This is a genomic window from Kitasatospora sp. NPDC004799 (assembly GCF_040609095.1).
In the GTDB taxonomy this organism is placed as follows: Bacteria; Actinomycetota; Actinomycetes; order Streptomycetales; family Streptomycetaceae; genus Kitasatospora.
Genome location: NZ_JBEXJK010000064.1, coordinates 1 through 13,410, shown reverse-complemented (window position 1 = coordinate 13,410; position 13,410 = coordinate 1). Strand labels below are relative to the sequence as shown.

The window sequence follows — 13,410 nt, the reverse complement described above, 5'->3', positions numbered from 1 at the left end:
AGGGCGGCTCGGGGACGAGGCGGCCCCCGACACGGCCAGAACCCGAAAGGTAGCCAACTCCCGTGTTCCTCCGCACATTCGGCTGGTCGTTCGCGATCACCGCCATCGGCCTGGTCGCGGCCGGACTGCTCTGGGGAGCCCAAGGCTTCGGCATCGTGCTGATCCTCTCCATCCTGGAGATCTCCCTGTCGTTCGACAACGCGGTGGTCAACGCCACGGTGTTGAAGCGGATGAACCCGTACTGGCAGAAGATCTTCCTGACCGTCGGTGTGCTCATCGCGGTCTTCGGCATGCGCCTGGTCTTCCCGCTGCTGGTCGTCGGCCTCACCGCGAAGCTCACCCCCACGACGGTCATCGACCTCGCGCTGCACTCCGACAAGACCCACGAGGGCCTCACCTACGGCCAGTACCTGGAGGCGGCCAACCCGGCCATCGCGGCCTTCGGCGGCGTCTTCCTGCTGATGATCTTCCTCGACTTCATCTTCGAGGAGAAGGACTACAACTGGCTGGCCTGGATCGAGCGCCCGCTGGAGAAGGTCGGCAAGCTGGAGGCCTTCTCCAGCGTCGTCGCCCTGGTCGCCCTGCTGCTCGCCTCCAACTTCTTCGCCGAGGAGCACGCGGAAACCGTTCTGCTCGCCGGCGTCCTCGGCCTGGTCACCTACCTCGCCGTCAACGGCCTCTCCTCGATCTTCGAGTCGGGCCTGGAGGCCGAGGAGGAGCGCGAGGAGGCGGCGGAGAAGGCCGGCAAGTCGATCGTCCAGGTCGGCGGCAAGGCCGCGTTCTTCCTCTTCCTCTACCTGGAGGTCCTGGACGCCTCGTTCTCCTTCGACGGCGTGGTCGGCGCGTTCGCCATCTCCAGCGACATCTTCCAGATCACCCTGGGCCTGGGCATCGGCGCGATGTACATCCGCTCGCTGACCGTCTTCCTGGTCCGCAAGGGCACCCTGGACGACTACGTCTACCTGGAGCACGGCGCGCACTACGCGATCGGCGCGCTGGCGGTGATCCTGATGGTCGGGATCAAGTACCACATCCCGGAGATCGTCACCGGCCTGATCGGCGTCGCCTTCATCGGGCTGGCGCTCGGCTCGTCGATCCTGCGCAACCGGCGCGAGGGTGCGAACGAGGAGCCGGAGCTGGTCGGCACCGGCAAGTAGTCCAGTAGTTCCCAGGCAAGCGGAACGGCCGCCTCCGGGGTCTCCCGGGGGCGGCCGTTCCGTTGTCCCCACCTGTGGGGCGCCGGGGTCAGCCGAGCTGCTGCTCGATCGCGCGCAGCTTGCGCTCCAGCGAGTCCAGCTTCGGCATCGACAGGGTGTCGTCGTCGGCCGTCAGGTCGATGGCCGAGTCGCTGCGGGACGACCCGGTGCCGGAGACCGACGAGGACGAGTACGAGGACGAGTAGGAGGACGAGTACGAGGAGCCGACCGCGGCGCGCGGGCGGCGGCCGGCGTCCAGGGCGGCCGGTTCGAGCGGGTCGGCGGACCGGCGCGAGGACGAGGAGGACGAGGACGGGGCGGAGGTCGGGGTGGTGGCGTCGGATCCCGCGGCTAGGGCAGGCTCCGTAGCGCTCGGGCCGTCTCCGGCAGCCGTGAGGGCGGGCACCTGGCGGCCGCCGCGGGTCCGGGCGAGCATGCCGCCCTGGCGGGAGATGGCCTTCAGCTCGGCCCGCTCGCGGCGGTCGGCGGTCCGGGCGCGGGCCTTGGCGTCCAGCTTCGCCTGGCGCTCCTCGCGCACCTCCTCGACCGCCTCGTCCAGGCTGCGGACGTTCTCCAGCAGCATCAGCGACCAGGCCGCGTAGGTCTCGCGCGGGGCGCGCAGCCAGCGGACGATGCGGATCTGCGGCAGCGGGCGGGGCACCAGGCCCTGCTCGCGCAGCGCGGCCTTGCGGGTCTGCTTGAGCGCCCGGTCGAACAGGATCGCCGCCGAGATCGACATGCCGGAGAAGAACTGCGGGGCGCCGTCGTGCGACACGCCGCGCGGGGCGTGCACCCAGTTGAACCAGGCCGAGGCGATCGCGAACACCCAGACCAGCAGGCGCGAGCCGAGCGCGGCGTCGCCGTGGCTGGCCTCGCGGACGGCGAGCACCGAGCAGAACATCGCGGCGCCGTCCAGACCGAACGGGACGAGGTACTCCCAGCCGCCGGACAGGCCCAGGTTCTCCTTGCCGAAGCCGACCAGGCCGTGGAAGGAGAGCGCGGCGGCGACGCCGGCGCAGCAGAACAGCAGCGTGTACGAGGAGATGCCGTAGATCATCTCCTTGCGCCGGCGGCGCTCCTCGCTGCGCTCCCAGGAGTCGCCGGACTCGTCCTTCTTCGAGCTCTTGAAGCGCAGCGTCGCCACCAGGACGGCGACGAACAGCAGTGCTGCGCCGCCGACGACGGTCCAGACCAGCTGTATGGAGGTCAGGTTCATTGCGGGTCGGGCCTCGGGTTTCCGCAGGGGACAGGATCACAGCGCGACACAGGCGGTCAGGACCGGTCGTGCGGGCACCGCCTGACGGTTCGTTCGTCGCCGCACGGCATGCCCGCCGCGCTCGCGCAGGGGCGGGCGGGACGCCTGTGCGGCTAGACGATATCGCGTCCGAAGGGGCGGCATGTTACGGGAGGGCGGCTTCCTCCGGCCAATCGACCCGCCGGTTGGCCCCGGTGGGGTAGGGGAAGGACCGGACGGGGTATCCGGAGGCCGGGCCGATGCCCGATCATTGGTCGGCGGACCGTCAGAACGCCTGGCGGGAGCAGGGGGAGAGGACGGCATGGTCTCGATCTGGCAGTACCTGCGCGGGGACAGGAGCTACACCTTCGACAACCCCGGCGGTCAGCACAAGGTCATACTCACCAAGTCGTCCCCGCAGCACGCGATCACCGGGTCGGCGGCCACCACCGGCTACCTCTACGTCAACCTGCACTGGACGATGAGCGCCGGGGGCGGCCCCCGGCCGAGCGCCCGGGACTCCGTCAAGCGGTTCTTCAGCCCGCGGATCCTGCGGCCGCTGGAGCCGGACTCGCCGCAGGGCAGCGAGCCGACCAACGTCGACCTCGACCTGGCCTGCATGTACGAGCTGTCCGACGGGAGCACGGGCGTGGTGCAGCCGCTCGGCGGGCTGTTCGGCGACCTCCAGAACGCGCCGTACGTCAAGCTCAGCGGCGACGACCAGTACGGGGCGCCGTCCGGCGAGACGATGTACGTCAACCTCGAGAAGAAGGACAAGTTCAAGCGGCTGCTGATCTTCGTCTACATCTACGACGGCACGCCGGCCTTCGAGCAGTCGAACGCGGTGGTCACGATCGTGCCGCAGACCGGGCCGCGGATCGAGATCAAGCTGGACGAGCGGGCCCGGGCGGCGCGCTCCTGCGCGGTGGTGCTGATCGAGAACGCGGGGGACAACCAGCTGACGGTGCGCCGCGAGGTGCGGTACGTCAACGGGTTCCAGGCGGACATCGACCGGCTGTACGGGTTCGGGATGCAGTGGCAGCGCGGGTACAAGGGCGACTGACGGCCCCGTCCCGCGGCGGTCGGCGTCTTGTCGCGGCCGGCGGTCTCATCGCGCCCGGCGGTCCTGCGGCGGGGCCGGGCGGCCCCGCCGGGGGCGTCAGCGGGGCTGGAACTGCGGGCCCTGCGGGGGCAGCGCGAACTCCTCGCCGGTGGGCGCCGGGGGCTGGGCCGTCGGCGGCTGCGGCGGGACGGGCGGCTGCTGGCCGGTGCCGGGGTGCGGGTAGCCGTAGCCGGCGGGGCGCTGCTGCTGCGGGACGGGCTGGTTCGGCCGGGGGTAGCCGTAACCACCCGGCTGCTGCTGGTAGGGCTGCTGGCCGGTGCCCGGCTGCGGGTAGCCGTAGCCGCCGGGCTGCTGCTGGGGGTGGCCGTACGCCGGTCCGGGCTGGTGCGGGTAGCCGTAGCCGGTGCCGGGCTGGTGGCCCGGGGGAGCGGTGGGCGGCGGGGGCAGGGTCGGTGGGTTCGCGGGCGGCGGCGGGGTTGCCGGGGCGGGCGCGGCGCTCGCGGCGGCGGTGGCCGGGGCCTGGGCCTGGGTCTGGGCCGGAGCGGCGGCCTGGGCCGGGGCGGCCGGTGCGGGCGCCGGCTGCGGGACGGCCGGGGCCAGCGTGAAGGTGCCCGGCTCGGGGGCGGTCGAGCGCGGGTCCGGCAGCGGGGTGCTGCGCGGGTCGAGCGGGCCGGACGGGGTGGCGGCGGGCCCGGGTGCCTGGGCCTGCTCGGCCTCCGCGTCGTCCACGGTGATGCCGAAGTCGGTGGCGAGCCCGATCAGTCCGGAGGTGTAGCCCTGGCCGATGGCCCGGAACTTCCAGGCCCCGGAGCGGCGGTACAGCTCGCCCGCGACCAGGGCGGTGACGTTCTCGGCGTCGTCGATCCGGAACTCGGCGAGCGCGGGCGCGCCCTCGCCGGCCGTGGCGTCGAAGAGCAGCAGGCGCAGCCCCGGCACCGCGCGGAACGGCCCGCCCTCGGAGGAGCCGGCCAGCACCACGCGGTCCACGTCGGCGGGCAGCTTGCCCAGCTCGACCTCGACCGTGTCGATGATCTCGGCGCCGCCGGAGGTCTGCTGCTTGGGCAGGTGGCGGACCAGTCCGGAGGGGTGGCGGGGCTGGTTGTAGAAGACGAAGTCGGCGTCCGAGCGGACCTTGCCGGTGGCGCCGAGCAGCAGCGCGGACGCGTCCACGTCCGGCGCACCGGGCGTGGCGCTCCAGCGCAGCACGGCGCGGACCGCCGCCGCCGGCAGTGCGATGTTGGCGCCCTTGGCCATCACGTGCGTCATAGCCGACCATCCTGCCTGTTCGCCACCCCTTCGGACAACGTGACCGGACCGGTCCGCGCCGGATCGGACTTTGCCAAGACTTGCGCTTTCCGAGGTTTGCCGCCGTCGTTTCCGAGGTTCGGGGCCCGTCGCGCCCGTGATCGTCCAAGTGGACCGGGATGTTCCGGGAGTTCAGTGCGGGGGAACCGGGACCGGCCGGATCCCGTCCGTACGATGGGCGGTCGTAAGGTCCCCGGGGGGTTCGACGGAGGGGCGTCCGGTGGAGGCGTCCCGGGAACCATGGCGCCCGGTCGGCCGGTTGACCAGGGTGTCGTCGGCAACGGGCCGGAGGCCGGTCCACTTCCTGGAGGAGAGCACCTTGCGGCATTTCGGCCACCTCGCCGAGGACGTACGCGACCGGCTCTTCCTGGAACAGCCGCGCCCGTTCAGCGCGCGGAGCGAGCCGTCGGTGCTCGCCACCGCGCTCGGCGGCACCCTCTACAGCCCGGCCACCAGGCCCGCCCTGGCCGCCGACATCCGCAAACTCGCTGGTCGGGGCGTGGTGTCGATGGTGCTCTGCCTGGAGGACGCGATCGCCGACCACGAGGTGGACGCGGGCGAGCGGAACCTGGTCGAGCAGTTGACTGACCTGGTCAAGGATTTCACCGACTGTGCACGGAGTCATCCCCTCCTCTTCATCCGGGTCCGTGCCGCCGCCCAGATCCTCGACCTCGCCGAGCGCCTCGGACCGGCCGTCGAACTGCTCAGCGGCTTCGTGCTGCCGAAGTTCACCCCCGCGAACGGCGCCGAGTACCTCGCCGCGCTGGCCGCCGCCGAGGCCGCGACCGGGCGGCGGCTGTTCGCCATGCCCGTCCTGGAGTCGCCCGAGCTCGCCCACCTGGAGACCAGGCGGGACCAGCTCTTCGGCATCGCCGAGCTGCTCGCCCGCCACCGCGAGCGGGTGCTCGCCGTCCGGCTCGGCGTGACCGACCTCTGCTCCGCGTACGGCCTGCGGCGCTCGCCCGACCTCACCGCGTACGACGTGGCGCTGGTCGCGGGGGTGATCGGGGACGTGGTCAACGTGCTCGGCCGGGCGGACGGCACCGGGTACACCGTCACCGGGCCGGTCTGGGAGTACTTCCCGGTGCAGGAGCGGATGTTCAAGCCGCAGCTGCGCCGGACCCCGTTCGCCGGGGCGTCCGTCCCCGCCGCGACCGGGTCGCTCCGGGCCTCCGGCGAGGAGGTCCGCCGGCGGATCATCGACCACGACCTGGACGGGCTGATCCGGGAGGTCGAGCTCGACCGGGCCAACGGCCTGCTGGGCAAGACCTGCATCCACCCCAGCCACGTGCCGGCCGTGCACGCCCTCTCCGTGGTCACGCACGAGGAGTACTGCGACGCCCGCGACATCCTCCGGCAGGAGCAGGACGGCGGCGGGGTACTGCGCTCGGCGTACACCAACAAGATGAACGAGGCCCGGCCGCACCGGGCCTGGGCGGAGCGGGTCCTGCTGCGGGCGGAGGTGTTCGGGGTGGCCCGGGAGGACGTGAGCTTCGCGGAACTGCTGTCGGCCTGTCTGTGCGACTGACTGTTCCCGGGGCCGAGCCCGGGCCGTTCCCCCCGGTTTCCGTAGCGCGGATATGACGAACGCACCATCGCACCATCGAAGGCAGGACCCGCAGTGACAGCAACACCGCAGACATGGACCGGCCGTTGGGTCGCCGACCGGGCCGGGATCGCGCTGACCGGCTCCGCGCGCCTCCCCGAACTCGTCGGCCTGGCCCTCCGGTCCGGCAACCCGAAGCGGGCCCACCTGCTGGTCTCCAACGTGCTCGGCAAGCACGTGCCCCAGCGGCCCGGGGTGGTCCACGGCACCGGCCTCGAACTCGGCCGCCGGGTCCGCGAACTGCTCGGCGCGCAGGCGGCCGCCCGGGCCGTCGTGCTCGGCTACGCGGAGACCGCCACCGGCCTCGGCCACAGCGTCGCCGACGGCCTGGACGCCCCGTACCTGCACTCCACCCGTCGGCCGGTCCCCGGGATCCCCTCGCTCGGCGGCTTCGAGGAGGAGCACTCGCACGCCACCACCCACCTGCTGCTCCCGGCCGATCCCGCGCTGCTCACCGGCGACGGGCCGCTGGTGCTGGTGGACGACGAGTTCTCGACCGGGCAGACGGTGCTCAACACCATCCGCGACCTGCACGCCCGCCACCCGCGCGGGCACTACGTGGTGGTCGCCCTGGTCGACCTGCGCTCCGCGGCCGACCGGTCGCGGCTCGACCGGACCGCCGCCGAACTCGGCGTCCGGCTGGACCTGGTGGCCACCGTCAGCGGCGGCGTCGAGCTGCCGGCGGACGTGGTGGCGCGGGCCGAGCGGCTGATCGCCGAAGCGGTGCCGGCCGAGGCGCCCCCGGCGGTGGCCGCCGCGCCGCTGGTCAGGGCCGAGCTGGACTGGCCCGCCGGGCTCCCGGACGGCGGCCGGCACGGCTTCACCGCCCGCGACCGCGCCCGGCTCGACGCCGCGCTGCCCCGGCTGGCCGGGCAGCTCGCCGAGGCCCTGCCCGGCGGGGTGCGGCGGGTGCTGGTGCTCGGCTGCGAGGAGTTGATGTACGCGCCGATGCGCCTGGCGGAGGCCCTCGGCGAGCGGCTCGGCGGCGACCGCGTCCGGTTCTCCACCACCACCCGCTCGCCCGTCCTGGCGGTGGACGACCCCGGCTATGCCATCCGCACCCGGCTCGCCTTCCCGGCCCACGACGACCCGCAGGACGGCGGGTCGTCCGAGCGCTACGCGTACAACGTCGCCCCCGGCAGCGACCCGGCGCGCCGCTTCGACGCCGTGGTGCTGGTGGTGGACGACGTGGCCGACACCCCGGCGCTGCACCAGGGCGAGCGGGCGCTGCTCGGGCAGCTGCGGCAGGTGACCGACCGGGTGGTGCTCGCGGTGCTGCCCTCGCACCGGCCGGTGCCGGTTCCGCCGTCCGTACCCGCTTCGCTGCCCGCGCCGTTGTACGGGCCGGCGTTCTCCTCGTACCCGGCCGAGGAGGTGGCCTGGCTGCTCAAGGACCTCTCCGGGGTCGCGCTCGAAGCGCCCACCGAGGAGCGCGAGGAGGCCGTCCAGAGCGGCGGCGCGCACTACGCCGAGTCGCTGCCGGTCGAGTACCAGCCGAGCCCCGAGTACCAGCAGCTGTTCCACGAGGCGCTGCGCGGCTCCGCCGGCCGGATCGCGCTCGCCGTCGGCACCGTCGCCGAGACGCTGCTGCGCGAGCGCGGCCCCGGGCTGGTGCTCGCCTCGCTGGCCCGGGCCGGCACGCCCGTCGGCATCCTGGTCCGCCGCTGGCTGGCCTTCGCGCACGGCCTGTCCGTGCCGCACTACGCGGTGTCGATCGTGCGCGGGCGCGGCATCGACCCGGTCGCGCTGCGGTACCTGGCGGCCCACCACCGGGCGCGGGACGTGGTGTTCGTGGACGGCTGGACCGGCAAGGGCGCGATCACCCGCGAACTCGCCGACGCGCTGGCCGGCACCGACTTCGACCCGGACCTCGCCGTGCTCGCCGACCCGGGCCGCTGCGTGCGGACGTACGGCACCCGGGACGACTTCCTGATCCCGTCCGCCTGCCTCAACTCCACGGTCTCCGGCCTGGTTTCGCGCACCGTGCTGCGGGCCGGGCTGATCGGGCCGGACGACTTCCACGGCGCCAAGCACTACGCCGAACTGGTCGGCAGCGACGTCTCGGCGGCCTTCCTGGAGGCGGTGGCCGCCCGCTTCGGCGAGGTCCGCGCGGCAGCCGTCGAGGGCGCCGACCGGCTCGCCGCGGACCCGCACCGGGCGCCCGACTGGGCCGGCTTGGCCGCCGTCGAGCGGATCAGCGCCGAGTACGGCATCGACAACGTCAACCTGGTCAAGCCCGGCGTCGGCGAGACCACCCGGGTGCTGCTGCGCCGCGTCCCCTGGCGGATCCTCGCCCGGCGCGGCGCCGGCGCCGACCTCGACCACGTCCGGCTGCTCGCCGCCCAGCGCGGCGTCGGGGTCGAGGAGGTGGACGGTCTGCCGTACACCTGCGTCGGCCTGATCCACCCCCGCTACAGCCGCGGGGCGACCGGGGGCGACGGGCGGTCCGTGACCGACGGGCACGCCGTGACCGAGACGACGGGGAGGGATTCCTGATGGGTGTTCTGGTGGCGAGCGACCTCGACCGGACGCTGATCTACTCCGAGCAGGCCATGGCCCTGGCCGCGCCCGACGGGCACGCGCCGCGGCTGCTCTGCGTCGAGGTGTACCAGGGCAGACCGCTGTCCTTCATGACCGAGCAGGCCGCCGGGCTGCTCGCCGAACTCGCCCGGCAGGCCTGCTTCGTCCCGGCCACCACCCGGACGCCGGAGCAGTACGGACGGGTCCACCTGCCCGGCCCGGCGCCGGACCGGGTCCCCGCGTACGCGATCTGCGCCAACGGCGGGCAGCTGCTGGTGGACGGCGTTCCGGACGGCGACTGGCGGGCCGAGATCACCGCGCGGATCGCCGCCGGCTCGGCCCCGCTGGAGGAGGTGACCCGGCGGCTCGCCCTGTGCGCCGACCCGGAGTGGACCCACAAGCGGAAGGTCGCCGACGAGCTGTTCGCCTACCTGGTGGTCGAGCGCGCCGCGCTGCCGGAGGGCTGGCTGGCGGAGCTGACCGGCTGGTGCGCCGAGCGCGGCTGGACGGTCTCCCTGCAGGGCCGCAAGGTGTACGCGGTGCCCGCGCCGCTCACCAAGAGCGCCGCGCTGGCCGAGGTGGTCCGGCGCAGCGGCGCCGACACCGTCCTGGCGGCCGGGGACTCGCTGCTCGACGCGGACCTGCTGCTCGCCGCGGACGCGGCCTGGCGCCCCGGGCACGGCGAGCTCGCGGACAGCGGCTGGACGGCCCCCGGCGTCACCGCCCTGACGGAGGTGGGGGTGACGGCGGGGGAGGAGATCGTCCGGCGGTTCCTGGCGGGGGCTTCGGCCGTGCCGGCCGGGGTCTGATCGCGGGCGGGGCCCGGTCAGCCGCAGCAGCCGCCGCCGCAGCAACCGCCCCCGCCCCCGCCTCCGGTGGGGGCCTGCGGGGCGGCGGCCGCGCCGCCCGTGACGGCGACGGTGGACAGCAGCTTCACGGTGTCCCCGTGGCCCTGCGGGCAGACGGCGGGGTCGTTGGCCTGGGCCATCGGGCGGCGGAGCTCGAAGGTGGCGCCGCAGGAGCGGCAGCGGAAGTCGTAGCGAGGCATACCCGCAGGGTACCCAGCGGGGGTGTCCGCCGTCGCTCGGTTCCGGTCTCGGGTCCGGTCTCGGTTCCGGTGCGGTGCCCGTGGTCCTACCGGTGGCCGCCGAGGTCCCCGCGGATCAGCTCGATCACCCGTGCCGCCGTCTCCCGCACCGCCGCGAGTTCGGTCAGGAAGTGCCAGTAGTCGGGGTGCCGGCCGGCCGCCTCCAGCGCGGCCACCGCGCGGTCCAGCCGGGCCACCGCCTCGTCCAGCGGGGCGGCGTGCCGCGGGTCCGGCGCGCTGCGCCCGGCCATCGCCAGCCGCTGCGCGTCCCGGATCGCGAAGCGGGCGCGCTCGATCTCCCGGTGGGGGTCGTGCTGCACCTCGTTCAGCTGCCGCAGCCGGTCGTTCACCGCGAGCACCGAGCCGTCGGCGGTCTCCAGCAGCGCGCGGACCGTGCCGATCGCGGCCGTGGCGTCCGCCCAGCGCTGCTCGTCCCGGGCCAGGGCGGCCTCGGCGAGCTTGCGCTCGGCGGCGTGGCCGGTCTCCGCGACCTGGTCCGGGACCCGCTGGAGGTCCTGCCAGCAGGCGGTGCTGAACCGGCGGCGCAGCTCGCTCAGGGCGGGCGGGACCGTCTCGGCCTTGGTCTCCAGCGCCTGGATGCGGGTCCGCAGGCTCGCCACCCGCCGGTCGAGCTCCCGCGCCCGCTCCGGCAGCTGCCCGGCGTCGGCGGCGATCGCCTCGGCGCGGTGCTTCACGTCGTCCGCGCGCCGCAGGGTGTCGGCGACCCCGTGCCGGGCCGGGCCCTCGTTCAGCCGACCGAGCTCGGGCGCCAGTTCGGCCAGCCGGGCCGCCAGGTCGTCCGCCCGCAGGCCGGCGCCGCGCGCCTCGTCCAGCGCGGTGGTGGCCGCGAGCAGGGCGCGCTTGGCCTGCTCGACCGCCGGGGTGACCCGCATCAGCTGCTGCTCGGCGTGCTCGACGGCTGGCTGCAGGCGGCGCAGGAAGTCGTTCAGCTCCGCCCGGGCCGAGCCGAGCTGGCCCTTCACGTCCTCCAGCTGGCGCTTGGCCTGCGCGGCCGTGCCCGCGTCCAGGGTCTCCGCGTCCAGGTTGTGGGCGTCGAGCGCGGCGAGGTAGTTCACGGTGACCTGGTCGACCCGGCCGGAGATCGCCGCCAGGTCGGCCAGCGCGCGCTGCGCCGTCCCGCCCTCCTCGGCCGCGCGGACCGTCTCCACCGCGAGCTGGACCTCGCGCTGGGTCTCCTCCAGCTCGTAGAACGCCTCCTGGGCCGCCGCCCGGGCCTCCCGGGCCTGCGCCCGTCCGCCCTCACCGCCGCCGCGCCGGCCCCACCAGCCGGAGCTCCCGGCCGAGGCCAGCCCGAACGCCCCCAGAGCGCCCGCCAGCACCACCGGCAACACCAACGCGTCGGCCAGCGCACTCCCCGCCCGACGCCGCCCCCGCCCGCTCCCGCCGGCCACCGTCACTGCGCGCTCCCTGCTCCGACCCGCTGATCCGGCCCCCATTCTCCCCGATCCCCCCACCGGCCCGTCACCCCCTCCCACCCCACCCGCCGCGCTCAGCCCCCGCCCGGGCCGCCCGCTGCGCCGCCTCGCCCGGCGCTCGCCCCGACCCGGCCCTGCCCGCCGGGCCCCGCCCTCCGCCTCGCCCACGGGGCCCTGTCTGGATCCGGACCCACCTCCGGGCTCGTTCCCTGCCCCGCCCGCGGGGCCCCCACCGCCCGGCCCTGCCCTCGGGGCCCGCCGAGCTCCGCCCGTCCACCCGGCGCCCCACCGCCTCCCGTCCCACACCACCCCCCGGGACCAGGTACCCTAGGCACTCGTCGTGCGCCCACCGGGCCGCGGCAGGGGGCGCGTAGCTCAGTGGTAGAGCGCTGCTCTTACAAAGCAGATGTCGGCGGTTCGAAACCGTCCGCGCCCACCAGCACAGATGCCCCGGACCGATCATGGTCCGGGGCATTTGACATCTCAGGCTGACATCAGTGGCGCCGCTTGAGCAGCCGGTCCATGTTGCCGAGGGCCTCCCGCTGGGTGTCCTGCGTGACGTGGGTGTAGACGTTCATCGTCAGCCCGATCTGGCTGTGTCCGAGGATCTCCATCACTACCCGGGGCGGCACGCCGCACGCCACGAGCAGCGTCGCGCACCCGTGCCGGGTGTCGTGCAGCCGGATGGCCGGGACCTCGGCGGCCTTGGACACCCGGACGAACGAGCGGTAGAGGTTGGTCGGCTCGATCGGGCGGCCGGTCCGGGTGGTGAAGATGTAGCCGCTCTCCTCCCACTTCTCCCCGGCCGCGCGCCGGGCCTCGTCCTGCCGCATCCGGTGCCAGCGAAGTGCCGCCACGCAGATCCGGGGGAGCGGCACCGGCCGGCGCTTCCCGCTCTTCGTGGTGTCCGCGTACAGCTCGCCCCGGACACGCTGCACCTGCTCGCGGACGACCAGGACCCGGTGGTCGAGGTCGACCTCCGACCAGCGGAGCCCGACGATCTCACCGCGCCGCATGCCGAGCGCGATGGCCAGCACGAAGGCGGCGTAGAGCGGATCGGTGCGGGCGGCCGAGAGGAAGGTGAGCGTCTGGTCGAGCGTCCACGGCTTGATCTCACGGCTCGTCACCCGGGGCGGCGGGACCAGCATCGCGACGTTCCGCACGATCAGCTCGTCCCGGCACGCGGCGCTCAGCGCCGAGCGGAGCACCCGGTGCGACTCCTTCGCGGTGGCGGCGCTGGACTGCTTGGTGACCTTCGCCAGGAACGTCCGGACGTCGCGCGGGCTCAGCGACTCCAGACCCTTGGAGCCGAGCAGGGGGACCAGGTAGAGGCGCACGTGCGTCTCGTACTTGGCCTGCGTGGTCTTCTTCCGCTGGGGCTTGATGAAGTGCTCCAGCCAGTACGGCAGCCACTCGGAGAGCTTGGCCGAGCGAGTCGGGGTCGCGATGCCCTGCTTGGCGCGGGCCACCAGCTCCTTGCGCTTGTCGTCGCACTCGTCCCAGGTCTTCCCGTAGACGAACTTGCGGGCCATCGTTCCGTCGGGCTGCGGGACGTAGACGGCGGCCTGGTATCGGCCGTCCTTGCGCTTGGTCACGGTGCCAGCGCCGTTCGGGTTGCGCTTCGCCATCAGGCGTTCTCCTCGATCTTGGAGCGGATGTACGTGGCGAGGCACTCGACCGGGATGCGGCGGGACCGCCCCTCGGTGATGGTGCCGAGCTTCTTGGAGCGGATGAGGTCGTAGACCTTGCTGCGGCTCATCCGGAGTGCGGCCATGACCTCGGGTACGGTCAGGGCTTCGGGGATGGCGGTAGCCATTGGGCGACTCCCGGGATGCAGGGCACAGAAAAAGGGGCGGAGCTTGGGCTCCGCCCCTTCCTTCTCTGGGATCCGCTACTGCCGCTACTGCCGCTACCTCCCTGGTCAGGGGCATGTTTTTGGTAGCGGATTGGGTAGCGGTAGCGG

The 13,410-nt window shown here is 73.9% G+C and carries 11 protein-coding genes and 1 tRNA gene; 6 read left to right on the top strand and 6 right to left on the bottom strand.

The window, feature by feature from the left end; all coding sequences use genetic code 11:
• Positions 1–62 precede the first annotated feature (62 nt).
• Positions 63–1,157 carry a DUF475 domain-containing protein gene (locus tag ABZW03_RS11500; protein WP_355255109.1) on the top strand — a complete coding sequence of 365 codons (1,095 nt, stop codon included), beginning with the start codon at positions 63–65 and terminating at the stop codon, positions 1,155–1,157.
• 88 nt (positions 1,158–1,245) lie between these two features.
• Here the strand turns inward: ABZW03_RS11500 and ABZW03_RS11495 are convergent, their stop codons facing one another.
• Entirely contained in the window at positions 1,246–2,412 is a 1,167-nt protein-coding gene (locus ABZW03_RS11495) for a DUF2637 domain-containing protein (protein ID WP_355255106.1), read from the bottom strand.
• A gap of 340 nt (positions 2,413–2,752) precedes the next feature.
• On the opposite strand from ABZW03_RS11495, the gene ABZW03_RS11490 reads away from it, so the two are divergent.
• Positions 2,753–3,493, top strand: a complete 741-nt coding sequence (locus ABZW03_RS11490) for a Tellurium resistance (RefSeq protein WP_355255103.1) — start codon at positions 2,753–2,755, stop codon at positions 3,491–3,493.
• Positions 3,494–3,589: 96 nt separating this feature from the next.
• Here ABZW03_RS11490 and ABZW03_RS11485 read toward each other — a convergent pair whose 3' ends face one another.
• Positions 3,590–4,759, bottom strand: coding sequence for a TerD family protein (locus ABZW03_RS11485; RefSeq protein ID WP_355255100.1), 1,170 nt, complete (start codon positions 4,757–4,759; stop codon positions 3,590–3,592).
• 358 nt (positions 4,760–5,117) lie between these two features.
• On the opposite strand from ABZW03_RS11485, the gene ABZW03_RS11480 reads away from it, so the two are divergent.
• The 3 genes from ABZW03_RS11480 (at position 5,118) to ABZW03_RS11470 (ending at position 9,733) form a co-directional block, all read left to right on the top strand.
• Positions 5,118–6,326: an HpcH/HpaI aldolase/citrate lyase family protein gene (locus ABZW03_RS11480; protein ID WP_355255097.1), complete on the top strand. Its 1,209-nt coding sequence runs from the start codon at positions 5,118–5,120 to the stop codon at positions 6,324–6,326.
• A 93-nt stretch (positions 6,327–6,419) separates the two neighbouring features.
• Positions 6,420–8,900, top strand: a complete 2,481-nt coding sequence (locus ABZW03_RS11475; protein ID WP_355255094.1) for a phosphoribosyltransferase — start codon at positions 6,420–6,422, stop codon at positions 8,898–8,900.
• Positions 8,900–9,733: an HAD family hydrolase gene (locus ABZW03_RS11470; RefSeq protein WP_355255091.1), complete on the top strand. Its 834-nt coding sequence runs from the start codon at positions 8,900–8,902 to the stop codon at positions 9,731–9,733. The genes ABZW03_RS11475 and ABZW03_RS11470 overlap by 1 nt, the downstream gene beginning before the upstream one ends.
• Before the next feature lie 17 nt (positions 9,734–9,750).
• Here the strand turns inward: ABZW03_RS11470 and ABZW03_RS11465 are convergent, their stop codons facing one another.
• Both ABZW03_RS11465 and ABZW03_RS11460 read right to left on the bottom strand, forming a co-directional pair.
• The gene (locus ABZW03_RS11465; protein ID WP_355255088.1) at positions 9,751–9,972 is read right to left on the bottom strand and encodes a zinc ribbon domain-containing protein; all 222 of its coding nucleotides are present in this window, start codon (positions 9,970–9,972) and stop codon (positions 9,751–9,753) included.
• Positions 9,973–10,058: 86 nt separating this feature from the next.
• Positions 10,059–11,468: a hypothetical protein gene (locus ABZW03_RS11460; protein ID WP_355255085.1), complete on the bottom strand. Its 1,410-nt coding sequence runs from the start codon at positions 11,466–11,468 to the stop codon at positions 10,059–10,061.
• A gap of 343 nt (positions 11,469–11,811) precedes the next feature.
• Here ABZW03_RS11460 and ABZW03_RS11455 point away from each other — a divergent pair.
• Positions 11,812–11,886: transfer RNA gene (locus ABZW03_RS11455), tRNA-Val, on the top strand.
• Positions 11,887–11,941: 55 nt separating this feature from the next.
• Here ABZW03_RS11455 and ABZW03_RS11450 read toward each other — a convergent pair.
• Both ABZW03_RS11450 and ABZW03_RS11445 read right to left on the bottom strand, forming a co-directional pair.
• A complete protein-coding gene (locus ABZW03_RS11450; RefSeq protein ID WP_355255082.1) occupies positions 11,942–13,075 on the bottom strand; it encodes a site-specific integrase in 1,134 nt (377 codons plus the stop codon).
• Positions 13,075–13,263, bottom strand: a complete 189-nt coding sequence (locus ABZW03_RS11445) for a helix-turn-helix domain-containing protein (protein ID WP_355255079.1) — start codon at positions 13,261–13,263, stop codon at positions 13,075–13,077. The genes ABZW03_RS11450 and ABZW03_RS11445 overlap by 1 nt, the downstream gene beginning before the upstream one ends.
• Between the last annotated feature and the right edge of the window lie 147 nt (positions 13,264–13,410).

What these genes read in the sequence shown, in the direction of transcription:
- ABZW03_RS11495 (WP_355255106.1), bottom strand. Translation starts at nt 2,412, where the DNA reads ATGAACCTGACCTCCATACAGCTGGTCTGGACCGTCGTCGGCGGCGCA.
- ABZW03_RS11490 (WP_355255103.1), top strand. Translation starts at nt 2,753, where the DNA reads ATGGTCTCGATCTGGCAGTACCTGCGCGGGGACAGGAGCTACACCTTC.
- ABZW03_RS11485 (WP_355255100.1), bottom strand. Translation starts at nt 4,759, where the DNA reads ATGACGCACGTGATGGCCAAGGGCGCCAACATCGCACTGCCGGCGGCG.
- ABZW03_RS11470 (WP_355255091.1), top strand. Translation starts at nt 8,900, where the DNA reads ATGGGTGTTCTGGTGGCGAGCGACCTCGACCGGACGCTGATCTACTCC.
- ABZW03_RS11465 (WP_355255088.1), bottom strand. Translation starts at nt 9,972, where the DNA reads ATGCCTCGCTACGACTTCCGCTGCCGCTCCTGCGGCGCCACCTTCGAG.
- ABZW03_RS11460 (WP_355255085.1), bottom strand. Translation starts at nt 11,468, where the DNA reads ATGGGGGCCGGATCAGCGGGTCGGAGCAGGGAGCGCGCAGTGACGGTG.
- ABZW03_RS11450 (WP_355255082.1), bottom strand. Translation starts at nt 13,075, where the DNA reads ATGGCGAAGCGCAACCCGAACGGCGCTGGCACCGTGACCAAGCGCAAG.
- ABZW03_RS11445 (WP_355255079.1), bottom strand. Translation starts at nt 13,263, where the DNA reads ATGGCTACCGCCATCCCCGAAGCCCTGACCGTACCCGAGGTCATGGCC.